The organism is Sphingomonas sp. MMS24-J13, assembly GCF_044905095.1.
In the GTDB taxonomy this organism is placed as follows: Bacteria; Pseudomonadota; Alphaproteobacteria; order Sphingomonadales; family Sphingomonadaceae; genus Sphingomonas_I.
The window spans coordinates 2,710,228-2,732,997 of the sequence record NZ_CP173258.1 but is presented as its reverse complement, the minus strand read 5'-3'; the positions used below and the strand labels follow the sequence as shown (position 1 = coordinate 2,732,997).

At 64.4% G+C, this 22,770-nt stretch carries 17 protein-coding genes; 11 read left to right on the top strand and 6 right to left on the bottom strand.

The annotated features are described in order from the left end of the window. Window position 1 precedes the first annotated feature (1 nt). Genes AB4Z44_RS12745 through AB4Z44_RS12735 form a run of 3 tightly spaced genes read left to right on the top strand, consistent with a single transcriptional unit; the run spans window position 2 to window position 3,628 of the window. Window positions 2–316, top strand: a complete 315-nt coding sequence (locus AB4Z44_RS12745; RefSeq protein ID WP_404710074.1) for a sarcosine oxidase subunit delta — start codon at window positions 2–4, stop codon at window positions 314–316. Beyond that, window positions 313–3,174, top strand: a complete 2,862-nt coding sequence (locus AB4Z44_RS12740) for a 2Fe-2S iron-sulfur cluster-binding protein (RefSeq protein WP_404710073.1) — start codon at window positions 313–315, stop codon at window positions 3,172–3,174. The genes AB4Z44_RS12745 and AB4Z44_RS12740 overlap by 4 nt, the downstream gene beginning before the upstream one ends. Continuing rightward, window positions 3,167–3,628 carry a sarcosine oxidase subunit gamma gene (locus AB4Z44_RS12735; RefSeq protein WP_404710072.1) on the top strand — a complete coding sequence of 154 codons (462 nt, stop codon included), beginning with the start codon at window positions 3,167–3,169 and terminating at the stop codon, window positions 3,626–3,628. Before AB4Z44_RS12740 ends, AB4Z44_RS12735 begins: the two co-directional genes overlap by 8 nt. A 132-nt stretch (window positions 3,629–3,760) precedes the next feature. Here AB4Z44_RS12735 and AB4Z44_RS12730 read toward each other — a convergent pair whose 3' ends face one another. Continuing rightward, window positions 3,761–6,019 (bottom strand): CehA/McbA family metallohydrolase, encoded by a 2,259-nt coding sequence (locus AB4Z44_RS12730; RefSeq protein WP_404710071.1) that lies wholly within the window; start codon window positions 6,017–6,019, stop codon window positions 3,761–3,763. A 173-nt stretch (window positions 6,020–6,192) separates the two neighbouring features. Between AB4Z44_RS12730 and AB4Z44_RS12725 the strand changes: the two genes are divergently transcribed. Both AB4Z44_RS12725 and AB4Z44_RS12720 read left to right on the top strand, forming a co-directional pair. After that, on the top strand, window positions 6,193–6,768 hold the full coding sequence (locus tag AB4Z44_RS12725; protein WP_404710070.1) for an MOSC domain-containing protein: 576 nt from the start codon (window positions 6,193–6,195) through the stop codon (window positions 6,766–6,768). A 228-nt stretch (window positions 6,769–6,996) separates the two neighbouring features. Beyond that, entirely contained in the window at window positions 6,997–7,650 is a 654-nt protein-coding gene (locus tag AB4Z44_RS12720; protein WP_404710069.1) for a dihydrofolate reductase family protein, read from the top strand. 37 nt (window positions 7,651–7,687) lie between these two features. On the opposite strand, the gene AB4Z44_RS12715 is transcribed toward AB4Z44_RS12720, so the two are convergent. After that, window positions 7,688–8,098, bottom strand: coding sequence for a GFA family protein (locus AB4Z44_RS12715; protein WP_404710068.1), 411 nt, complete (start codon window positions 8,096–8,098; stop codon window positions 7,688–7,690). A gap of 124 nt (window positions 8,099–8,222) precedes the next feature. Between AB4Z44_RS12715 and AB4Z44_RS12710 the strand changes: the two genes are divergently transcribed. Both AB4Z44_RS12710 and AB4Z44_RS12705 read left to right on the top strand, forming a co-directional pair. Further along, the gene (locus AB4Z44_RS12710) at window positions 8,223–8,564 is read left to right on the top strand and encodes a hypothetical protein (protein ID WP_404710067.1); all 342 of its coding nucleotides are present in this window, start codon (window positions 8,223–8,225) and stop codon (window positions 8,562–8,564) included. Window positions 8,565–8,724: 160 nt separating this feature from the next. Continuing rightward, window positions 8,725–10,254: an HNH endonuclease family protein gene (locus AB4Z44_RS12705; protein ID WP_404710066.1), complete on the top strand. Its 1,530-nt coding sequence runs from the start codon at window positions 8,725–8,727 to the stop codon at window positions 10,252–10,254. Between the two features lie 19 nt (window positions 10,255–10,273). Here AB4Z44_RS12705 and AB4Z44_RS12700 read toward each other — a convergent pair. The 3 genes from AB4Z44_RS12700 to betB all read right to left on the bottom strand — a co-directional run bounded on the left by AB4Z44_RS12700 (window position 10,274) and on the right by betB (window position 15,171). Next, window positions 10,274–11,210, bottom strand: a protein-coding gene (locus AB4Z44_RS12700) for an IS630 family transposase (RefSeq protein ID WP_404710065.1) whose coding sequence is annotated in 2 segments (ribosomal slippage) — window positions 10,274–10,879 and window positions 10,881–11,210 — 936 coding nt in all. Because the reading frame shifts where the segments join, the coding sequence is not laid out codon by codon here. A gap of 260 nt (window positions 11,211–11,470) precedes the next feature. After that, window positions 11,471–13,129 carry a choline dehydrogenase gene (betA, locus tag AB4Z44_RS12695; RefSeq protein WP_404710064.1) on the bottom strand — a complete coding sequence of 553 codons (1,659 nt, stop codon included), beginning with the start codon at window positions 13,127–13,129 and terminating at the stop codon, window positions 11,471–11,473. Window positions 13,130–13,140: 11 nt separating this feature from the next. Beyond that, the gene (betB, locus tag AB4Z44_RS12690; RefSeq protein WP_404710063.1) at window positions 13,141–15,171 is read right to left on the bottom strand and encodes a betaine-aldehyde dehydrogenase; all 2,031 of its coding nucleotides are present in this window, start codon (window positions 15,169–15,171) and stop codon (window positions 13,141–13,143) included. A 201-nt stretch (window positions 15,172–15,372) separates the two neighbouring features. On the opposite strand from betB, the gene choW reads away from it, so the two are divergent. Both choW and choV read left to right on the top strand, forming a co-directional pair. Further along, on the top strand, window positions 15,373–17,121 hold the full coding sequence (gene choW, locus AB4Z44_RS12685; protein ID WP_404710062.1) for a choline ABC transporter permease subunit: 1,749 nt from the start codon (window positions 15,373–15,375) through the stop codon (window positions 17,119–17,121). Beyond that, window positions 17,118–18,323 (top strand): choline ABC transporter ATP-binding protein, encoded by a 1,206-nt coding sequence (gene choV, locus AB4Z44_RS12680; protein ID WP_404710061.1) that lies wholly within the window; start codon window positions 17,118–17,120, stop codon window positions 18,321–18,323. The genes choW and choV overlap by 4 nt, the downstream gene beginning before the upstream one ends. Window positions 18,324–18,356: 33 nt before the next feature. Here choV and betC read toward each other — a convergent pair whose 3' ends face one another. After that, window positions 18,357–19,886, bottom strand: a complete 1,530-nt coding sequence (gene betC, locus AB4Z44_RS12675) for a choline-sulfatase (RefSeq protein WP_404710060.1) — start codon at window positions 19,884–19,886, stop codon at window positions 18,357–18,359. A 138-nt stretch (window positions 19,887–20,024) separates the two neighbouring features. Here betC and AB4Z44_RS12670 point away from each other — a divergent pair, with 138 nt between their 5' ends. Next, a complete protein-coding gene (locus tag AB4Z44_RS12670; RefSeq protein ID WP_404710059.1) occupies window positions 20,025–21,386 on the top strand; it encodes an FAD-dependent oxidoreductase in 1,362 nt (453 codons plus the stop codon). Window position 21,387: 1 nt separating this feature from the next. Beyond that, window positions 21,388–22,662 carry an MFS transporter gene (locus AB4Z44_RS12665; RefSeq protein ID WP_404710058.1) on the top strand — a complete coding sequence of 425 codons (1,275 nt, stop codon included), beginning with the start codon at window positions 21,388–21,390 and terminating at the stop codon, window positions 22,660–22,662. Window positions 22,663–22,770: the final 108 nt, after the last annotated feature.

The following is a 22,770-nucleotide window of genomic DNA, read 5'->3' as shown; positions in this document are numbered from 1 at the left end:
TATGCTGCTGATCCACTGCCCGTATTGCGACGAGCGCCGCCCAGAGATCGAGTTCGGCTATGCCGGCGAGGCGCATATCGCGCGCCCGGCCAATCCCTCGACGATGAGCGACGCCGATTGGGAGACCTACCTGTTCCAGCGCACCAATGCGCGCGGCCGCCATTTCGAGCGCTGGCGCCACAACCATGGCTGCGGCCGCTTCTTCAACGCGATCCGCGATACGGTGACCGACCGTTTCGAGCGCACCTACAAAGCCGGTGAGGCGCGCCCCGGCGAGGCCGATAGCTGGACCGGCAAAAGCGACACGATCTCGTGAGTGGCTATCGCTGTCCCGGCCGCGGTCGCGTCGATCCGGCGCGACCTTTGTCCTTCAGCTTCGACGGCAAGGCGATGCGCGGGCTCGCCGGCGACACGCTCGCATCGGCCCTGCTGGCGAGCGGCACCTCGCTCGTCGGCCGCTCGTTCAAATATCACCGGCCGCGCGGCCTGCTCGGCGCTGGCGTCGAGGAGCCCAATGCGCTGATGGGGGTCGATCGCGGGGCAGGGCGCTACACCCCCAACGTCCGCGCGACCTCGATCGAGCTGCATGACGGGCTCAAGGTCGAAACGCAGAATTGCTGGCCGTCGCTCGGCTTCGATCTGGGCGCCGCGACCAACGCTTTGTCGCCGCTCTTCCCGGCGGGCTTCTACAACAAGACTTTCATGTGGCCGCGCGCCGCGTGGGAGAAGCTCTACGAGCCCGCCATCCGGCGCATGGCCGGGCTCGGCAAGGCGCCCGATGCGATCGACGCAGATCGCTATACCGCCACTTACGATTTCGTCGATCTGCTGGTCGTCGGCGCCGGGCGCGCCGGGATCGAGGCGGCGCTGGCGGCGGTCGACAGCGGCCAACGGGTGATGCTTCTCGACGAGCAGAGCGAGCTCGGCGGCAAGCTGCTGGCCGAGCCCGCGCGCTGGGAATGGCTCGCCGGCGCGCTCGACCGCCTGCGCGATGCGGGCGCGGTCTGCCTGCCGCGCACCACTGCGATCGGCCTCTATCATGACGGCTTCGTCGGCGCGGTCGAGCGCCTGACCGATCATCTGCCACCCGCCGAGAGCACGGGGCCGCGCGAGCGGTTGCATCGCATCCGCGCCGGCCGGGTCGTGCTCGCGACCGGCGCGATCGAGCGTCCGCTCGTCTTCGCCGACAATGATCGCCCTGGCATCATGCTGGCGAGCGCCGCGCGAACCTACCTCCAGCGCTACGGCGTCGCCGTCGGGCGCAAGGTGGCGCTGCTCGCGGCGCATGACAGTGGCTATCAGGCGATCTTCGATCTCGCCGAAGCGGGCGTCGCGATCGCCGCGATCGTCGATATCCGCGACACGGTCGATCCGATGCTCGCCGCCAAGGCGAAGACGCTTGGGATCGACATCCTCACGGAGCATGTCGTCTCGGGTACGCAGGGGAGCAAGGCGCTCACCGGCATCAGCGTTACCGCGATCGGCAGCAAGGCCGAGCGCCGCATCGCCTGCGATGCGCTGTTGATGGCGGGCGGCTGGACCCCGACGGTGCATCTGTGGAGCCACAACAAGGGCAAGCTCGGCTGGGATGCCGCGCTCGGGGCGTTCGTGCCCGAGGGCGAGATAGAGTTCGTCACCTGCACCGGTGCCTGCGCCGGCGCGGTCGATCCCGGCAACGGCGTGCATGTCGAGGCTTTGTGGAGCCCGCACGATCCGACCACCTTCAAGGCGTTCGTCGATCTCCAGAACGACGTCACCGCGCGCGATATCCGGCTTGCGGTGCGTGAGGGCTTCCGCTCGATCGAGCATATCAAGCGCTACACCACTAACGGCATGGCGACCGATCAGGGCAAGACCTCCAACCTGAACGGGCTCCAGATCGCCGCCGGGGCGCTCGGCAACAGTGCGCCGCAGGTCGGCCTCACCACCTTCCGCCCGCCTTATACGCCGACCACCTTCGGCGCGCTTGCCGGCATCGCCAAGGACGCCCTGTTCCAGCCGGTCCGCAAGACCGTGATCGACGGCTGGGCCGAGGCGCACGGCGCGGTGTTCGAGAATGTCGCACAATGGCGCCGCGCGCGCTACTTTCCGCGTGACGGCGAGGATATGGATGCCGCGGTCGCGCGCGAATGTCGTGGTGTGCGCGAGCGGGTCGGGCTGTTCGACGCCTCCACGCTCGGCAAGATCGAGGTCGTCGGCGCTGACGCGGCCGAGTTCCTCAACCGCATGTACACCAACCCGTGGAAGGCGCTGGCCCCCGGCCGCTGCCGCTACGGGCTGCTGCTCGGCGAGGATGGCTTCATCCGCGACGACGGCGTCGCCGCGCGGATCGCACCCGATCGTTTCCACGTCACGACCACCACCGGCGGGGCTGCGCGCGTCCTCAACATGATGGAGGATTACCGCCAGACCGAATGGCCCGATCTCGACGTCTGGCTGACCTCGACCAGCGAGCAATATGCCGTGATCGCGGTGCAGGGCCCGCGTGCGCGCGACCTGATCGCGCCGTTCGTGGAGGACGTGGATCTCTCGCCCGAGGCGCTGCCGCATATGGCGTTCGCGACCGGCACGATCTGCGGCGTGCCGATGCGGCTGTTCCGGGTGAGCTTCACCGGCGAGCTCGGCTTCGAGGTCAATGTGCCCGCCGGCCATGGCCTGACGGTGTGGGAAGCCTTGTGGGACGAGGGCCGCAAATATGATGCCGTCGCCTACGGCACCGAGACGATGCACGTCCTGCGCGCCGAAAAGGGCTTCATCATCGTCGGGCAGGATACCGACGGCACGCTGACCCCCGACGATGCCGGGCTCGGCTGGATGATCGGCAAGGCCAAGCCGGATTTCGTCGGTAAGCGCTCGCTGGCGCGGCCGGACATGGCGCTGCCCGATCGCAAGCAATTGGTCGGCCTGCTGACCGAGGACGCGCAACTGGTGCTGGAGGAGGGCGCGCAGATCGTCGCCGATCCTGGCGCCCCTCTGCCGATGCCGATGATCGGCCACGTCACCTCCTCCTACCACAGCGCCACTCTGGGGCGTTCGATCGCCTTGGCGGTGGTCGTCGGAGGGCGCGCAAGGATGGGCAAGACCCTGTTCGTGCCGATGCCCGGCACGACCCACCGTGTGACGGTGGTGGATCCCATCTTCTACGACCGGAAAGGCGAACGCCTCGATGGCTGATCTCCATTCCATCCACGAAGGCGTGACGATCGCCCCCGCGCCCGCAGCGGTGCGCTACAGCCTGCGCACCCGCTCGCCCGAGAGCCTGCCGAAGATCCTCGCGAGCGCGCCCTTCGCGGGCGGCCATGCGCTTGGCCTCGGCCCGGACGAATGGCTGGTAATCCTGCCCGAAGGAACGTCGGTACCCGAAGGCCCGTATGCGCTGACCGACATCAGCGATCGCAATATCAGCCTGACGGTCGAGGGCCCGCAGGCGGAACGTCTGCTCCAATGCGGCATCGCGCTCGATCTCGCGCTCGCAGCCTTCCCGGTCGGCAAGGTCACGCGCACGTTGCACGAAGGCATCGAGATCATCCTGTGGCGCACCGGCGAGACGGCTTTCCGCGTCGAAACCTGGCGCTCCTTTGCCGAACATCTGGTCGGTGCGCTCGCGCTGACGGCAGGCGATCTCTGATAGCGCGAGCGGCTATCTCTTATCCGTCACCCCAGCGAAGGCTGGGGTCTCAGGAGAGTTGAGGGCGCTTATATCCTCCTGAGATCCCAGCCTTCGCTGGGATGACGTCTTATCGGGACGGGAAATGGAAGTTCACTTCCGCCTCGGCCGCATGAAAATCGGGTTCGTATAGGCCTTGTGCCCCTCTTCATCCTCGACCGTCAGCGCATACCAGCCCCGCTTCTCGCTATTCGCCTTGACGACGAGATGCGCCGACCGTTCCTTCATATAGGACAAGGTCCGATCGACCACGCCGTCATGGATCACCGTGACCCGCTTCAGCCCGTTCGCGGCTTCGAGCTCGAACCCAAGCGCGACCGTCCCTCCCGCGCCCACCACGCTGCCAAACATGTGATCCGGAAACACCAGCGGCCCGTGCGTCACATAGGAATGACCCTGTCGTGCCGCTTCGACGAAGCTGGCCGCCGTCAACTTGCCCGCGACATGCGCATAGAGCCGCACATCGCCCGAAACCTCGTTCCACACATCATGCGTGTCCGATCCCGCGCTGAGGAAATACGGATGATCCCCGCCCCATGATTGCCACGCGCGGGCCAGCACCTTGTCGTCGTCCCCCGGCTGCGCCCCGTTGATCTCGAGCAGATCGAACGCCGGATCGAGCCCGCCTTTGGCAACGCCCAGAGCGACGCTGGTGAGATAGCCCTCGCCTGCCATCAACGGATGATTCACCTGGATCACGCGCGCGCCCAGCCGATGTGCCTCGGCGTACACCTCGCTCGCGGTGGCGGTCGCCATCTCCAGCCTGACCTGCGCGCTGAGCTTCAGGGGATAAGCGTTGAAATGCCCCCATGAGGGCGAGAATTCGGCCGAGGGGATGAACGGCACCCCCCGACGCGCCGCGATCCGCTGCAGGATCGCATGATTGGTCGTCAGGTCGTGATCGCTGACGAACAGCAGATCGAGCCCGGCGGCGAGCTGCGATCGGGCAAGGTCCTCGGGCGGGGTCACGCCGTCGGCCTGGTTCGAATGGTGGTGCATGTCGGCCGCGAACCAGCCTTGCTTCGCGGGCGCGAACAGCCGGTCGATTGCGACATCGGCGTCATGCGTCTGGCCGGGTACGATCGTCACCGGCAGGGTCACCGGCGGCGCGGTGAAGCCCGCGCCCGATTGCACCGACAGCACATAAGCCCCCGGAGCCAGATCGAGCGTCGCCTGCCCAACCCGATCGAGCCGGGTGAAGAAGATGTGCCGGCCGAGATATTCGACCACCGGCGCCTGCCCCTGCAGAATCGCGATCCGCGCATCGGCCGGCTTGCCGCTGGCGGCGTCATGGACATGGAGACGCAGATGGCCGGCGGGCTCTAACCCCGCGAAATCCTGCGTCCGGCTGGCATCGGCGGCGAGATCGACATCGACTTTCGGCGTCTCGCTATAGCCCTCGCCCGTTGCGTAGAAGCGGTAATGGCCGGGCGCGAGGGTGAAGGTATAATGGCCGCGCTCGCCGACCGTCCATGCAAAGGGCCGCCCGTCTTTCTCGACCACCACCACCGGCGCCGCGACCGGCGTGCGATCGGCCTGCGTCACCTGCCCGCCGATATGCGCCACGCCGCCCCCCGCGCGCGCCAGCTCGGCCGCCACGATCGGCGCGAGATCGCCGCGCGGCACGATCTGGAGCCAGCCGTCGAAGCTGCGACTCTCGCCCGGCGCGAGCGTGGTGCGCTTGTACAGATCCTTCTGCTCGAAACCGAAGCGATCGAAGCCCGGCATGTGCATCGCGATCGCCCAATCCTTGTCGTAGGCGACGATCTGATCGGCCATCGCCCCGGTCGACGGCCCTTCGACCTGATGCGGCAGCCCCGGCACCCCGAAGAAATGCCCGCCCATCGACCACAATACGAACCCGGAGAGCGCATTCTCGACCGGCTTCGCGCCGCGATTGGTCATGCGCACCGCGATATGGACGCTGTCGTCGCCGCTTTTGAGCGAATAGCGCGTGACGATCTCGACATCGGCCCAGTTGCGCTTCGCCTCGACCACCGCCTCGCCCGGCGTATCGGTGACGACGCGGACTTGCTGGTGGTCGCTCGGCCACGCGCTCCAGCTGTTCGGCAGGAAATCGGCGAAGGTGACGCGATCCGTCCCGATCACCCCGCCCACCACCGGCGCCGCATCGATCAAAGCCCCGCGCGGGATCGCCCAGGGCGGCGCGGTCTCGACTGCGATCGCGACGGCGAGGCGTTCGTTGACGAGGGTGATGTCGCCCTTCGCTTCGGCCTGCCCATGCGGGATCGGCGTGGGGCCGGTGATGACGCGGACAGCGGCGTGCGCGGTGGTCCCTAAAGCGGAGAAGGCCAGAGCCAGAGCGAGAATGGGGCCGTTCGAAGAACACATGGTCAATCTCCGGCCCGTGGGTGTCACATATGCCTCGCAGGACGGATGGCATGGTGAGATCGCGGGCGGAAGATGGTAAGGGCGCGCGTGTCGCCATCCTTCTGCGCGCCATAAGCAAAGCTGTTCGAGTGAAGGAACGCTGTGTGACGCCTGTCGCCGGTTGCAGACATTCAATGCTCCGCTATGCTTCCTCCGAGGGGGCGGACGACATGGGCCGGGTAATCGCCGTAGCCAGCGACAAAAGTCACAATTTTTCCAAGCAATGCGCGCCGCACATCGAGCTGATTGCCGGACTTGGCGTGGCAGGTGATGCGCACGAGGGTGTCACTGTGAGGCACCGCTCGCGTGTCGCCGCCGATCCGACGCAGCCCAATTTGCGCCAGGTGCACCTGATCCATTCGGAGCTATTTGCCGAGCTCGCTGCCAAGGGTTTCGAAATCGCGCCCGCTGATTTTGGCGAAAACATCACGACCTCGGGGCTCAACTTGCTCGCATTTCCGCAGGGCACCTTACTCAACGTCGGCAGGACGGCCGTGCTGCGGGTTACCGGCCTGCGGAACCCCTGCGCTCAGATCGAGCGCTTCCGGCCAGGTTTGCTCGCGGCGGTGCTCGACCGGGGTCCGGACAATATACTGATCCGAAAGACCGGCATTATGGCAGTGGTCCAGGCAGGTGGAACCGTGCGCCCGGGAGACTGCATCGAGATCCGCCTGCCGGCCCTGCCACACCAGCCCTTGCAGTGCGTCTAGCCGGGGCCGCCTTCGGTCGAGCAGGGCGACAGTTTGCAGGCCGCGACCCGATGATGACGAGGCCCTTCGTACGACCCGCTGGGGCATCTATCTGGCGAGCTTGAGGTCGTTTGTAGAAGCGGGACCGACCAATTCGTCGACAGGTGTCGGTATTTGGTCGATCCCGCCGAACGGGCGGGGATCGACACCCTAAACGACTTCATCGGGAACGCTGTCAGGAGACCAGCATTGGGACGTGTCAAAGTTGCGGGATTTTCCTTGTCGCTGGACGGCTACGGCGCCGGCCCCGAGCAGAGCCTGCAGGATCCCCTCGGCAAGAACGGGCGCACGCTTCACGGCTGGTTCTTCGGCACGAAGACATTCAAGGCGATGTTCGGTGCCGAGGGCGGATCGGAGGGCGTCGACGAGAGCTTTGCTCACCGCTCGATGGACGGGTTCGGCGCCTTCATCCTCGGCCGCAACATGTTCGGCCCGGTGCGGGGCGAATGGCCGGACGAAGAATGGAAGGGCTGGTGGGGCGACAATCCCCCTTATCACGCGCCGACCTTCATCCTGACGAACCATGCACGCGCGCCGCTCGTCATGGAGGGCGGCACGACGTTCCACTTCGTCACCGACGGCATCCACGCCGCGCTCGAACGCGCGCGTGAAGCGGCAGGAGAGCGCGACGTCAAGATCGGCGGCGGCGTCTCGACGGTGCGCCAGTATCTGCAGGCCGGGCTGATCGACGACCTGCACTTCGCCATTTCGCCTGTCCTGCTCGGTCGGGGCGAGGCGATGTTCGCGGGGCTGGATCTGCCGGCGCTCGGCTATCGCGTGGTCGAATCCACTTCCACCGACCTTGCGACGCACGTCGTGTTGGGGCGCGAGACGAAGGACTAGACGGTCACTTCCGTTGGCTCGCTCCGGCCGGCGCGGATTACCCTTCCCCGATGAAGCGCGCCTCGCGAACATAGGTAAATTCGCCCGCGCCCGGCCAGGCGCGGCCGTCGGGGAAGCGCACTTCCACTCCGGCGAGATCGCGTTCGTCCGCCAGGAGCATATTGACGCCCATCATCACGTTGCCGAACTTCGCCACCGCATCCGCGGTCAGGGTGAAGTGTGTCGTCGAGCCGCACTGTTCGCAAAAGTGGATTTCCGCCGACGGCGCTTCCTTGTCGCTCCGGCAATAGCCCTTCGTATCGCCCTCGACGCAGACCTCGGACGGATGGAAATATCCCCAGTGTGCGCCGCTCTTGCTGCACAAGGTGCAGTTGCATGCGTGGATGAAATCGGGGCGCTTGCCGAGTTCGGTGCGGACTTGGCCGCAAAGGCAGGTGAGGGCGATCATTTCGGCCCCCTATCAGCGAAGCCGTCCGATCGATAGCGGCTTCGGGGTGGAAGAGGCTTGTGTGGCAATGCCGACTGCGCCGGCCTAGGTGGGTGGCGCACCTTCACGATATTCAGGCAGATGCATGGCCCGCAAGCATTCGAAACACGATCCTTACGGGGACTTGCATCGCGAGCAAGAGGAAGAGCCGGCGGCGCCGGTCGTCTGCTGGCTGTGCGGACGGCCGACCGGCAAGACGATCGTCTGGCACCATCCCGTGCCCAAGAGCCGGGGCGGGCGCGATGTCGTGCCGATGCACCCGATCTGCCAGCAAACCTTGATCGCCAATTTCACCAATTCCGAACTGCAGCGCCACGGGATGGATGTGACGGGCCTGCTGGATAACCCCAATGTGCGCAAATTCGTCGATTGGGTGGCGAAGAAGGACCCCGATTTCACCGCGACCACGGCGAAGAAGCAACGCTGAGCGGGGCGGCGCTAACCCACGTCGGTAGGATCAAACAGTGATGACGAGTTTCTGCTTCGGGCCGCTTAAGACAGAAGTGTCTTCGCAAAACGCCTTACCAGCTCTATGGTCCATGCCGGGAGGGCAATAATATATGGGCACTCGAGTAAATCTAGATGCTATGATCCAGCGCGCCGATTTCGCAACAGAAGATGGCGAGTACACGATGGATCTTTTTCAAAATTTCAATGTATCGAATCTTGAATCTGGATCACCAGTCCGTGGGCTAATGCGCAAGCCGGACTTCCAGAGAGAAACCAACCATTGGACACCAGCACAGGTCACAACCTTCATCGCCAGTTTTCTAGATAATGAGCTTATTCCGTCACTAATTCTATGGAAATCTTCATCTTACATATTTGTAATTGACGGGGGGCATCGCTTGAGCGCCCTTCGAGCCTGGATCGAAGACGACTATGGCGATGGCGCCATATCGCAGGTATTTTACGGCGGCGAGATTTCCGATGATCAAAAACGCCTCGCTAAGCGGACCCGTGCAATGGTTGAGGCGCGAATTGGTCGCTTCTCAAAGCTAAAAAGTATCGTGGGTTCAACAAACTCTGGATCAGAACTGGACCTGAAGCGCGCGCACCTACTTTTTACTCGTGGACTTAATTTACAGTGGGTTCAAGGTACGGCCTCAGTAGCTGAAACATCATTTTTCAAAATCAACTCCCAGGGTACGCCTCTCGACGATACGGAAGAGCTTTTGCTTCGGAATCGAAAGAAACCGATCGCTGTAGGCGCGCGAGCGATCCTTCGTGCTGGCGGTGGGCATAAATATTGGTCCTCCTTCTCTGCCGATGCTCAAAAATCTGTAGAGGCGGCTGCAAGGCAGCTTTTTGAAGTTTTGTTCGATCCCGAAGTGTCGCAGCCGATTAAGACTCTTGATCTACCGCTAGGCGGCTCGGTTTCGCCATTAGACGCGCTGTCTCTGTTGATCGAGTTTTTGAGCATCGCAGACTCAACGCAGACATTGACTAAAGGGATTGCTGGTTATGACGACGATCCCGATGGTTCTACTACAGTGGCGGTGCTTCAAAATGCTCTCTCAGTTGCCAAGCGCATAACCGGGAACTCGAACGGTAGCTTGGGCCTTCACCCTGCGGTTTATTTCTACAACGAGCGGGGCAAGCACAGCCGGTTCCTCTTCCTTGGCATGGTTTTGCTAATATCACGAAAGATCAAAGATAACGATGGAGGTTTTTTTGGAAAGTTTGTGCTCGCGCGCGAGCGCATGGAAAAATTTCTGATTGAAAATAAGTCGCTCATCGGGATATTACTCCAGAATATGAGTAAGCAAACTCGCGTGAGCAAAATGCGCGATCTATATTCATTTTTGATTGAAAATTTTGCCGATAATAAAACAGTAAAGGTAGAAGAAGCAATTGAACATTTGGGAGCGCGCGGGAGAATTTTAGATATTACAACTGCTGCGAATAACACTGTTTTTTCAGATGAAACTAAATCGGCGCTTTTTGTAAAGCGTGCTCTCGACTCCGCGATTAAGTGCAACATATGTCACGGATTATTAGATCCCGCCAAATCAGTCTCCTACGACCATGTCACACCCGTTCGCGAAGGTGGCACTGGTGACGTTTCGAACGGGGATCTAGTCCACCCTTATTGTAATCAGTCGGTAAAATGTTAATTTCTAGAGTCTGATGACGTTAAGTTGCACCATAGCCTGAGTTTCGCAGGTAATTGCTGCATTCATCGGGTGGGAACCGATCCAGCAGCGCTCCGACGCGCTGCCATGTTGCGTCGTGCGTTCGCTCTGCGGCCTTTCGGAGCAGGTGTTTGAGCTTGGCGAAGACCTGCTCGATCGGATTGAGGTCTGGGCTGTAGGGCGGCAGGAAGAGAAGGCGAGCGCCTCTGGCGCGGATGGCGGCCCTGACGGCGGGTGTCTTGTGGCTGGAGAGGTTGTCCATGATGACGATGTCGCCTGCGCGCAGCGTTGGGCAGAGCTGGGTTTCGACCCACGCGGTGAAGCTGGCGGCGTTGATCGGCTGATCGAACACGAACGGCGCATCGATCCGGTCGGAGCGCAGGGCGGCGATGACGGTCATCGTTTTCCAGTGGCCGTAAGGCACCTTGGCATGGAGCCGTTTGCCGACCGGCGCCCACCCACGCAGAGGCGCCATGTTGGTCTTGGCCCAGGTCTCGTCGATGAAGACGAGGCGCGCTGGATCAGGCCGGCTCTGGAACTTCTTCCACTGCTCGCGCCGCCGTGCCACTGCGGGTCGTAGCTGCTCGGCGGGGAGCACGCTTTTTTTTAAAGCTCAGGCCCTCGGCATGGACGAAACGCCAGACCTGCACATAGTCTACCGTGACGTCGCGTTCGGCGAGTTCGGCCACCAGCCCGCGCAGGGTGAAGTCTGTCTTTGCCCGCTCCAGCAACCAGTCGCGGTTGCCGCCCGACAATATGCCGATCTTGTGGCCGCCCACCTTGCCCGGAGCCACGCTGCCCGATCCGCGATATCGCTGCGCCCAGCGCACCACTGTCGCGGCGCTGACACTCAGCGCCTCCGCCACCGATCGAACCGTCTCCCCCGCCAGCACCCGCGCAATCGCGCGATCCCGCAAATCCATCGAATAGGGTTTCATCGTCGCTGGCCTCCAACCCAGCACGAAGCTTGAATCAGAAAATCAGACCCGTGTGAATCCCCCGATTCATTCAAACGTCATCCCGCTCTAGCTGATTGTGTTATGAAAACATCATAAGACAGAATTTTTCTGTCCCATTCTATTCTTACAATATTTAGCGCAGATGTTTGGAATCCATGTCATCAGAGAATCGGAGATCATCGATTCCGACCTCCGCGAGAATGACAAGACCGCGAGTTAAGCTACCTGACGCAACTGTCTTAACGCTGCGCCGTCTCCCACCCCCCGGCGCGATGATAAGGCGCGTTCGACGCCGCCAGCATGCCCTTGCCCAGGATATGATCCGCCGCTTTCTCGCCGATCATGATCGTCGGCGCGTTGAGGTTGCCGGTCGTCACCGACGGCATCACCGATGAATCGACCACGCGCAGATTGGCGATTCCGTGCACCCGCAACTCCGCATCGACCACCGCCATCGGATCGCCGCCGGGGCCGATCTTGCAGGTGCAGGACGGGTGATAGGCGCTCTCGACATGATCGCGCACGAACGCGTCGATCGCCTCGTCGGTCACTACGTCCTCGCCGGGCTGGAGTTCTCGGCCCGCAAACGGCACCAGCGCCTGCTGGCGGAAGATCTCGCGCGTCAGGCGGACGCAGGCGCGCATTTCCACCCAATCGTCGGGGTGGCTCATATAGTTGAAGCGGATGATCGGCTTCTCGGCCGGATCGGCGCTCTTGAGCCGCACATGGCCGCGGCTCTTCGATCGCATCGGGCCGACATGCGCCTGGAAACCGTGCCCCTCGGCCATCGTGCTGCCGTCATAGGCCACCGCCAACGGCAGGAAGTGGAACTGGATGTCGGGATAGGCGATGCCCGGCCGGCTGCGGATGAAGCCGCAGCTTTCGAAATGGTTGGTCGCACCCAGCCCGTCCTTCGTCAGCAGCCAGCGCGCGCCGATCAGCCCCTTCGAAAACAGGTTCATCACCGAATAGAGCGTGACCGGCTGGAGGCATTCCATCTGGAAATAGAATTCGAGATGGTCCTGCAGATTTTCGCCGACGCCGGGCAGATCGTGCACCACCGGGATGCCTAGCGCGCGCAATTCCGCCGCCGGGCCGATGCCCGACAGCTTGAGCAATTGCGGCGAGTTGATCGGTCCACCCGAGACGATCACCTCGCGCCGCGCCATCGCGCGATGCTCGGTGCCGCCGCGCGTGTAGGCGACGCCCACCGCGCGCTTGCCCTCCAGCAGGATGCGGCTGGCGAGCGCGTGGGTGACGACGCGCAGGTTCGGCCGCGCCATCGCCGGCTTGAGGTAGGCGTTGGCCGCGCTCCAGCGGCGGCCCTTGTGGACGGTCATGTCCATCCGGCCGAAGCCTTCCTGCTGACCGCCATTGATATCGTCGGTCAGCGGATAGCCGGCCTGCTGGGCCGCCTTCAGGAAGGCGGCGTGGAGCGGATTGCGGAGCGGGCCGTACTTGGTGTGGAGCTTGCCCTCGCCACCGCGATACGAATCCCCGCCTTCCTCGCGCGTCTCGGCGCGGCGGAAGTAGGGCAGCACGTCGGCATAGGACCAGCCGGTGGCACCTTCCGCCTGCCAGCGTTCGAAATCCATCGGATTGCCGCGCACATAGACCATGCCGTTGATCGACGAGGAGCCGCCGAGCACCTTGCCGCGCGGCGTGTGCATCCGCCGCCCGCCGAGATGCGGCTCGGGCTCGGTCTCGTAGCGCCAGTTATAGCGATCGCGGTTCATCGGGATCGAGAGCGCGCTCGGCATCTGGATCACGACCGATCGATCCGATCCGCCATATTCGAGCACCAGCACGCGGGCCTTGCCGTCCGCGCTCAGCCGATCGGCGAGCACGCAGCCGGCCGATCCGGCGCCGACGATGATATAGTCGTAATCCTCAGCCATGCGCGCCTCTGTCAGTAGGGGCAGTCGATCGGCGCCATCGCCACGTAGACGCTCTTGATACGGGTATAATGTTCGATCGCGGCGAGCCCATTCTCGCGCCCGATGCCCGACGATTTGACCCCGCCGAACGGCATCTCGACCGGGGTGACATTATACTGGTTGATCCAGCAGGTACCGGCATCGAGCCGCGCGATCACGCGATGCGCGCGGGTGATATCCTGCGTGAACACGCCCGCCGCGAGCCCGAATTCGGTCTCGTTGGCGCGCGCGATCACCTCGTCCTCGTCGTCGAAGGGGAGGATCGTCATGACCGGGCCGAACACCTCGTCGCGCACGATCGCGTTGCTGTCGTCGCCGCTGACGAAGATTGTCGGCTCGACATAGAAACCGCTGGCGAGCGCGCCTTCGGCCAGCCGGCGGCCGCCGGTCACCAGTCGTACCCCCTCGCGCTTGGCACGGGCGATATGGCCGAGGACGAGATCGAGCTGGCTCGCCGAGACGAGCGGCCCGATTTGCGTCGCGGGATCGAGCGGATCGCCGATGCGCAGTCTGGCGGTGCGCGCGACCAGCTTTTCGAGGAACAGATCAAGGATCGGGCGCTGGACGAACACGCGCGTGCCGTTCGAGCAGACCTGTCCGGTGGAATAGAAGTTGGCGAGCATCGCGCCCGCAACCGCATTGTCGATATCGGCATCGCCGAACACGATCAGCGGCGATTTGCCGCCGAGCTCGAGGGTGACGGTCTTAAGTCCCTTCGCGGCGGTCGCCATTACCGCGCGGCCGGTCGGCACCGATCCGGTCAGCGACACCTTGGCGATGTCGCGATGCTCGATCATCGCGCGGCCGAGATCGCCATAGCCCTGCACGACCTGGAACACGCCGTCGGGCAGCCCCGCCTCGCGGAAGATGCCTTCCAGCGCGGCGGCGGTCAGCGGAGTCTGCTCGGCCGGCTTGAACAGCATCGCATTGCCGCAGGCGAGCGCGGGCGCCGCCTTCCAGCAGGCGATCTGGAGCGGATAATTCCACGCGCCGATGCCGGCGACGATGCCGAGCGGTTCGCGCCGCGTGTAACCGAACGCGCCCGCGCCGAGATCGAGATGCTGGCCGGCAATGGTGGCGGCGACGCCGGCATAATATTCGAGGCAGTCGGCGCCGGAGAGGACGTCGACCGCCTCGGTCTCCTGGATCGGCTTGCCGGTATTCTGCGTCTCGAGCCGCGCGAGTTCGGCATTGCGCTCGCGCAGCAGGTCGGCTGTCCGCCGCAGCACCCGTCCGCGCTCGACCGGCATCAAGGCTGCCCATTGCTTCTGCGCCGCCTTGGCGCGCGCGATCATCGCCTCCAGTTCGCCCATAGTGGTGACGGGAAGCGAGGCGATCACCGCGCCCGTCGCCGGATTGACCGGATCGATCGTCGTCGGGCGGGCGGGGGGCGTCGCCGCCGATTGGGGCAGGCTCGCGATATGCCTGTCGACGAACGAGGTGAGCATCGCCCGCGCTGTCTCGCCATCGGTCTCGATCCAGCCCGACAGCGCGCCGCGCAGCCACACGCCGTCAATCATCGCCGCGATCATCGCCGCCAGCGGCACCACTTCGCTCGCCGGCACGAGCCGACGCAGCGCGTGGCGCAAATTGGAGAGCATGCGGCGCTGGTAGACCTGTTGGATCCGCCGCAGCCGCGGCGCCTGCAGCACCTGCCCCCAGAAAGCGAGCCACACCTTCGCGGTGCGATGGTCGAATTCCTGCGGGCCGAGATTGGCGTCGATCACCGCCTGCAGCCGCCCGCGCGCATCCTCGGTCTCCGCGAGGCGCACCAGCAGGTTGATGCCAACCCGCATCGCGAGCGAGCGGAAGGCGGCCTCGAGCAGCCCGTCCTTGTCGCCGAAATAATGCGCGACCAGCCCGGGCGACACGTCGGCGCGCCCGGCGACCTGTGCGAGCGTCGTGCCGACGAACCCCATTTCGGCGAGGCTGTCGATCGTCACCTCGACGAGCTGGCGGGCCCGCCCGTCGTTGGCTGATGATATAGCAGTCGGCGGCCGCAAGCTTGGTCTCCTGAACGCTCGTTCAATGGAATAAGTCAAGCTTATGCCTTTTGAAAGCGGATTCGGCCCGGATCGCGCGATTTGGCCCTTGCATAGTGATTGAGCTTGCATTCAATTCCATGACATAGAGCATGGGGGCGTGATCGAGTGGGTGGTCGAAGCGCGAGGGATTTTGTAGCGCGATGGATCGCACTGCTATGGGTGTCCCTGGTCGCCACGGCCGCTTTTGCCGTTGATCCGCCATCGTGCCGGATCGTGCAATTCTCGGATGTCGGCTGGGCCGACGTGACCGCCACCACCGGGCTTGCCGGGCGGCTTGTTGCCGGGCTCGGCTACACGCCGAAAATCACCGTCCTGTCGGTGCCGGTCACCTTCAACGGCATGCGCAGCAAGGATGTCGATGTCTTCCTCGGCAACTGGATGCCGCAGCAGACGGCCGATCGCAAACCGTTCACCGACGATCATTCGGTCGAGGTGGTCCGCGCGAACCTCACCGGCGCGCGCTACACGCTCGCGGTGCCCAAATATCTCTACGATCAGGGCCTCACCGATTTCAGCTCGATTCAGAAGTTCGCCGGGCCGCTCGGCCACAAGATCTACGGCATCGAATCGGGCAATGACGGCAACCGCCTCGTCCTCGGCATGATCAAGCAGAACACGTTCGGGCTCGGCGACTTCAAGCTGATCGAGAGCAGCGAGCAGGGGATGCTCGCCGAAGTCGAGCGCGCGGTGCGCGACAAGCAGCCGATCGTGTTCCTCGGCTGGCAGCCGCATCCGATGAACGATCGTTTCCAAATGCGCTATCTCACCGGCGGCGATACCGTGTTCGGGCCCAATTATGGCAGCGCAACCGTCTCGACCAACGTGCGCGCCGGCTATCTCCAGCAATGCCCCAACATCGCGCGGCTGCTGCACAATCTCGTGTTCGAGGTGCCGGACGAGAATGCGCTGATGGAGAGCGTGCTCGCCACCGGCGATCCCGCGCTCGCGGCGACCAAATGGCTGCGCGCGCATCCCGGGAAGCTCCATGCCTGGCTGGCGGGCGTCGAGACGGTCGATGGCAAGCCGGGCGAGGCGGCGGTGCTGAAATCGCTGAAGCCAGCGGCGGGCAGCGGCTTCCTGACCGAGCACAAGATCCCCGTGGGTGCGTGGATGAACAGCCTCGTCAACGGCATCAAGGCGCATCACGGCCTGTTCGATTTCGTGACCCTGGTGCTGGGCTCGTCGATCAACGGGCTGACGTGGGTGCTATCGGCGATCCCGCCCTTGCTGTTCGTGGTGCTGGTCGCGGGGCTCGCCTGGTATCTGCGCCGATCGATCCCGCTCGCGATCTTCGTCCTGCTCGCCCAGCTCTTCATCATCAACCAGGGCTATTGGGCAGCGACGATGGAGACTTTGTCGCTCGTGTTGTTCGCCGCGTTCGTATCGACGCTGATCGGTGTGCCGGTGGGCATCTGGGCGGGGCATCGGCCGCAGGCCTTCCAGTTCATCCAGCCGGGGCTGGACCTGATGCAGACCCTGCCGACCTTCGTCTATCTGATCCCGACTCTGGTCTTGTTCGGGCTGGGCGTGGTGCCCGGGCTGATCTCGACCATCATCTTCGCGTTGCCCGCGCCGATCCGATTGACGCAGCTCGGCATCCTGTCGGTGCCCAAGCCGCTGATCGAGGCGGGCCAATCGTTCGGGGCGACGCCGTGGCAATTGCTCACCAAGGTCGAGCTGCCCGCGGCCGCGCCGTCGATCGTTGCCGGGATCACCCAGTGCATCATGCTCAGCCTGTCGATGGTGGTGATCGCGGCTTTGGTCGGGGCGGGCGGGCTCGGCGTGCCGGTGGTGCGCGCGCTCAACACCGTGCAGGTCGGCATGGGGTTCGAGGCCGGGTTCGCGATCGTCCTGGTCGCGATCATTTTGGATCGGATGACGCGCAGCACGAAGAAAGCCAGGTCATGACGATCGCGCTCGAATTCCGGGATGTCGACATCCTGTTCTGCTCGACCACCGGGCGCAAGCGGACTATCGATCTGGCCGCCGCGCAGGTGCTGCTCGACGCAGGCGCCGATCGCGCCACGATCGCGAGCAAGACCGGCGTGGTACTGGGCGTCACCGGCGCCAATCTGGAGGTGGAGCAGGGCACGATCTCGGTGCTGATGGGCCTGTCGGGTTCGGGCAAGTCGACCTTGCTGCGCGCCGCCAACGGACTCAACAAGGTGACGCGCGGCCATGTCCTGGTGCGCGACGGGCTGGGGTCGAAGGATATTGCTGGCTGCACCGATGCGGTTCTGCGCCATATCCGCCGCCACCGCGTGGCGATGGTGTTCCAGCAATTCGGGCTGCTGCCCTGGCGCACGGTGCGCGAGAATGTCGCCTTCGGGCTCGAACTGCGTGGCACCGATCGCACAGAGATCAGGCGGGTGGTCGACGAGCGGCTGGCCTTGGTCGGGCTCGACAGCTGGGCCGATCGCTATGCCGGCGAGCTTTCGGGCGGCATGCAGCAGCGCGTCGGCCTCGCCCGCGCTTTCGCCACCGACGCCGACATCCTGCTGATGGACGAGCCCTTCTCGGCGCTCGATCCGCTGATCCGTTCGAAGCTGCAGGACGAACTGCTCGATCTGCAGGCGAAGGTGCAGAAGACGATCCTGTTCGTCAGCCACGATCTCGACGAGGCGCTCAAGCTCGGTGATCGCGTCACGTTGCTGGAAGGCGGCCGCATCATCCAGAGCGGCACCGCCGAGGATATCGTGCTGCGCCCCGCGACGCCCTATGTCGCCGAATTCGTGCGCCACATGAACCCGCTCAACGTGATGACCGGCGAGACGGTGATGCGCCACACCGCGACGTTCGAGACCAGCGCGAATGGTCGGTTGCTGCTCGACGACAGCGCTTATTATTGCGTCGCGCCCGATGCGCGGGTGGATAGCCTGCAATTGGGAGGGACGCCGCACGGCGCGATCCGGATCGAGGATCCCGATGGCCATGCGGATTTTCCCGACGGGGTGGTGGCGTGCCCGGCGAGCATTTCGGTGAAGACGTTGATCCGCATCCTCGCGGCGTCGAAGCATCCGGTGTTGCTGACCGATGGCGATCAGGTGGTCGGCGTATGCGGCGGCCAGGATGTGTTGAAGGCGCTGAGCCCGGCTGGGGCTGCGGCCTAAAATCCTCCCCGTTCCGGGGAGGATTTTTAAGGCCTACTCCCCCCGCACCCTCGGGAAGCGGGCCGAGGCTTCCAGTTCCTCCAGATCCATATGCCCGCGCACATAATCCTGTGCAGCGTCGCGGAACGGCTGATAGTCCCACGATTTGGCCACGCCCTTGGCTGAAGCCGCAGCGATCAGCCGGCGGCGCTGCTGGCTCGCCAGCACCTGCGCTTCGACCAACTCGAGGTCCCAGCGTTCGCCCACCTCTGCCCGGAAAGCGGCGACCGTGTCGGCAAAAGCCGGCCGCCCGGCCAGGTTGGCCAGCTCATCCGGATCGGCCTCAAGATCGAACAACTGATCCGGATCCGCCGGTGAATGGATGAACTTGAAACGCCCCCGCCGGATCATCACGACGGGCGCGATTGCGCTTTCGCCAAGATATTCGCCGATCACCTCGTCCTTGCCGGCCTCGCCCAGCAGGTGCGGCAGCAAGCTGGTGCCGTCGGTGCGCGGTACGATCGCCGCTGGCATGTCACCGCCCGCCAGCTCAGCCAAGGTCGGCAGCAGATCGACCAGGGACACGCTCGCCGCCACGCGATGCGGTGCGAAGCGCTGCGGCGCGTGGACGATCATTGGGATGCGCGCGCCGCCTTCGAAGAAGTTCATCTTGTACCAGAGGTCGCGCTCGCCGAGCATCTCGCCATGATCGCCTATCAGCAGGATGATCGTATCGTCGGCCATGCCGCTCTGCTCGAGCGCATCGAGCACGGTGCCGATCTGCTCGTCGACGAAACTGATCGCGCCATAATAAGCCCGCCGTGCGGCGCGCACCTGATCGTCGGTGACGTCGTCCAGATCGTTGCCGCAGACATGACGCAGCCGCAGCGAGTGCGGATCCTGATCTTCCTTGGCGATGCGGATGCGCGGCAGGGCGATGTCGGCGCCCTCGTAGAGATTCCAGTAGCGCTCGGGAATCGCGAACGGATCGTGCGGGTGGGTGAGCGACATCACCATGAAGAAGGGCCGCTCGTCGCGCCCGCGCGCGATCTCGAACAATTTGCGCCGCGTGACGAAGGTGACCTCCTCGTCATAATCGAGCTGGTTGGTGCGCACGCAGGTGCCCGCGGTCAGCACCGAATCCATCGAATGATACCAGCTCGGCCGATCGGCGAAGTTGCTCCAGTCGGGGGTCCAGCCGAAATCGGCGGGGTAGATATCGGTGGTCAGCCGCTCCTCGAAGCCGTGGAGCTGATCGGGTCCGACGAAATGCATCTTGCCCGCCAGGATCGTGCGATAGCCGCGATAGCGCAGGTCGTGCGCGATCGTCGGCTGATCGGCGGGGAATTCGCAGGCATTGTCGTAAGCGCCGATCCGCGACGGCAGCAGCCCGGAGAGGAAGGAGAAACGCGAGGGCGCACAGAGCGGGCTGTTGCAATAAGCGCTGTCGAACACGACGCCTTCGGCCGCCAGTCTGGCGATATTGGGCGCATGGACGAGTTCGTGGCCGTAGGCCGGCAGCGCACGCGGCGCCATCTGGTCCGCCATCAGGATCAGGATGTTCGGCTGGGCGGATCGGGGCACCGGCGGCTTCCTCGGAAATCGTGGGAGATCGCCCTTTAAGACCAGCCCTGCTGATGGCGACCATTAGAATGCGGCTTACGCTTTTGTGTCGCATAGCCGGCGTAGCTACGGTCGCTTCAACCGATACGAAGGCCGCCGATGCAGATCACCGAACCCAGCCGCCAGATCGATGTGGTGCACCAGACCGACGTTCTGGTCGTCGGCAGCGGACCGGGCGGGCTGGCGGCAGCGCTGGCCTCGGCGCGCGCAGGCGTGGAGACGACCCTGCTCGAACGCTATGGCTGCTTCGGTGGGAATATGACGCAGGTCGGGGTCGAGGGGCTCGCCTGGTATCGCCATCCGACCACGATCGACAGCGAAGGCATCGGCCCCGAATTCGAGCAGCGCGCGATCGCGATGGGCGCGGCCATGCCTGAGCCACAGTCGATCAGCCACGCGCTCGATGCCGAGATGTTCAAATATGTCGCCGACGTGCTGGTGCAGGAGGCGGGCATCCACCCGATGCTCCATCGCCAGTTCGTCGCCCCGATCATGGAGGGCGATACGATCAAGGGCATCATCGTCGAGAGCAAGGCGGGGCGCGAGGCGATCCTCGCCCGCCGCGTGATCGACGCGACCGGCGATGCTGACATCGCCACGCGTTGTGGCGCCCCGGTCCACAAGGCCCCGCGCGAGCAGATGATGGCGGCGTCGGTGATGTTCTCGATGAGCGGGGTCAACAAGACGCGCTTCATCGAACAGGTGAAGGCCGATCCGCAGACTTACGCCGATTGGGGTGGCAATGGCGAATGGGATATCGAGACCGACGGCAAGGAGGATGCGATGTTCTCGCCCTTCCTGCGCAAGCCGTTCAAGAAGGCGCTCGAAGAAGGGCTGCTGCCGCCCACCCTCTCGACCATCGCGGGCACATGGGGGACGGTCACCGATCAGGGCGATCTCACCTATCTCAACCTCGTCGCGATCGCGGGGATCGATGGCACCGATCCCGACGATCTGACGCGCGGCGAGATGGAGGGGCGCTGGCAGGCGGTGATGGCGGTCGCGGCGCTCAAGCGCTTCATGCCCGGCTGCGAGGACGCCAAATTGCGCAATTTCGGCATGACGCTGGGGGTGCGCGACACGCGCAAGATCGACGCGGTCTATAACCTCACCGAGACCGACGTGCGCGAGCAGGCGCGGTTCGACGACAGTATCGGCATCTTTCCGGAATTCATCGACGGCTACGGCATCCTGATCCTGCCGACCACCGGTCGCTATTTCCATGTGCCCTATCGTTCGCTGCTTCCGCGCAAGGTCGAGAATCTGCTGGTGGCAGGCCGCGCGATCGGGGGCGACCGGATCAGCCATGCGGCAGTACGCAACATGATGTGCTGCGCGGTCGCGGGGCAGGGGGCGGGAACGGCCGCGGCGGTTTCGGTGAAGAGCGGGCAGCCGTTCGACCGGCTCGATATCGGGCGGGTTCAGGCCGAATTGCGGCGACAGGGCGCGCGGATCGACTAGGATGGGCGCCGTGGGGGACAGCGCGCATCGGGACGGGCGGCTGAAATGGCTGGTGCTGGCGCTCGCCGCCATCGCCATTTCGGGCAATTATTACGCCTTCGACGCGCTCGCGCCGGTGGCGGATATGCTGCGCACCCAGCGCGGGCTCAGCCAGTCGCAGATCGGGCTGCTCAATGCGATGATAGGCCTGCCCAATATCCCGCTGTCGCTTGTCGGAGGCCTGCTGATCGATCGCTTCGGCGCCTCGCGCGCGGCGGTGCTGTTTGCCGGCTTCTGCTTCGTCGGCGCGGTGCTGACCGCGATCGGCGAGCCGTTCGGACTGATGGTGTTCGGCCGATTGTTGTTCGGGATCGGGCAGGAGACGTTGCTGATCGCCCTGCTGGCGGGCATCGCGATCTGGTTTCATGCGGCGCGCGCGGCCTTGGCGATGTCCTTGCTGTTCAGCCTTGCGCGGGTCGGCTCCTACATGGCCGACATCTCGCCCAATTGGGCGCCGGGCGTCTATGCGGGCGGGTGGCAGCCGCCGCTCGCGTTGGCGGCCGGGCTGACCGGCATCAGCCTGATCGGCGCGCTGGCGTATTGGGCGCTCGACGTGCGGCGCGGGCCTCCGGTGGCGGGCGGCACGCATAGCTGGTCGGGCATGTTCGCGTTCGGCGGGTTCGATCGCTCCTTTTGGTACATTTTGATCCTGAACGTGCTGTTCGCCTCGGTCTTCTTCCCGTTCCGCAGCACGTTCGCGATCGTCTATTTCCAGGACGCCAAGGGGTTGACCCTCGCGGCGGCCGGGCTGGTCAACAGTTGGGTGTTCTTCACCGCTATCTTCGCGACCCCGATCTTCGGCATGATCGCCGATCGCTTCGGGCGTCGCGCGATGCTGCTGACGATCGGCGCCGGGCTGATGCCGCTGACTTTCCTCACGTTGGGCGCGACCCACTGGAGCCTGTGGATCTCGACGGCGATGATGGGACTGGCTTTCTCGGTCGTTCCGGCCGTGATCTGGCCGGCCACCGCGATGCTGGTCGCGCCGAAGCGGCTGGGGACGGCCTATGGCATCATCAACGTGCTGCAGAGTTTAGGGCTGGCCGTCTGCAATCTGGCGGCGGGGTGGCTGAACGATGTCTATCAGGCCGGGCCGGCGCATCCGGCGGGGTACACGCCGATGCTGTGGATGTTCGGGGTGCTGGCGACGGTGAGTTTTGCGGCGACGGCGGCGCTTTGGGCGCGCGAGTCCGGGCCGCATGGGCATGGGTTGAACAAGGCGATTGCGGTGGAGTGAATCTCGCGATCCGCCGCCCCGAAAATACCGTCATGCTGAACTCGTTTCAGCATCCACCAGGCATCCTTACGGACAGTGCGGCACGCACGGTGGATGCTGAAACGAGTT

Coding starts and splice junctions, on each gene's coding strand:
- choV (WP_404710061.1), top strand. CDS start 17,118: ATGACGATCGCGCTCGAATTCCGGGATGTCGACATCCTGTTCTGCTCG.
- AB4Z44_RS12715 (WP_404710068.1), bottom strand. CDS start 8,098: ATGATCGCCCTCACCTGCCTTTGCGGCCAAGTCCGCACCGAACTCGGC.
- AB4Z44_RS12725 (WP_404710070.1), top strand. CDS start 6,193: ATGCTCCGCTATGCTTCCTCCGAGGGGGCGGACGACATGGGCCGGGTA.
- AB4Z44_RS12730 (WP_404710071.1), bottom strand. CDS start 6,019: ATGTGTTCTTCGAACGGCCCCATTCTCGCTCTGGCTCTGGCCTTCTCC.
- AB4Z44_RS12670 (WP_404710059.1), top strand. CDS start 20,025: ATGCAGATCACCGAACCCAGCCGCCAGATCGATGTGGTGCACCAGACC.
- AB4Z44_RS12710 (WP_404710067.1), top strand. CDS start 8,223: ATGGCCCGCAAGCATTCGAAACACGATCCTTACGGGGACTTGCATCGC.
- AB4Z44_RS12665 (WP_404710058.1), top strand. CDS start 21,388: ATGGGCGCCGTGGGGGACAGCGCGCATCGGGACGGGCGGCTGAAATGG.
- AB4Z44_RS12735 (WP_404710072.1), top strand. CDS start 3,167: ATGGCTGATCTCCATTCCATCCACGAAGGCGTGACGATCGCCCCCGCG.
- AB4Z44_RS12745 (WP_404710074.1), top strand. CDS start 2: ATGCTGCTGATCCACTGCCCGTATTGCGACGAGCGCCGCCCAGAGATC.
- betA (WP_404710064.1), bottom strand. CDS start 13,129: ATGGCTGAGGATTACGACTATATCATCGTCGGCGCCGGATCGGCCGGC.
- AB4Z44_RS12705 (WP_404710066.1), top strand. CDS start 8,725: ATGATCCAGCGCGCCGATTTCGCAACAGAAGATGGCGAGTACACGATG.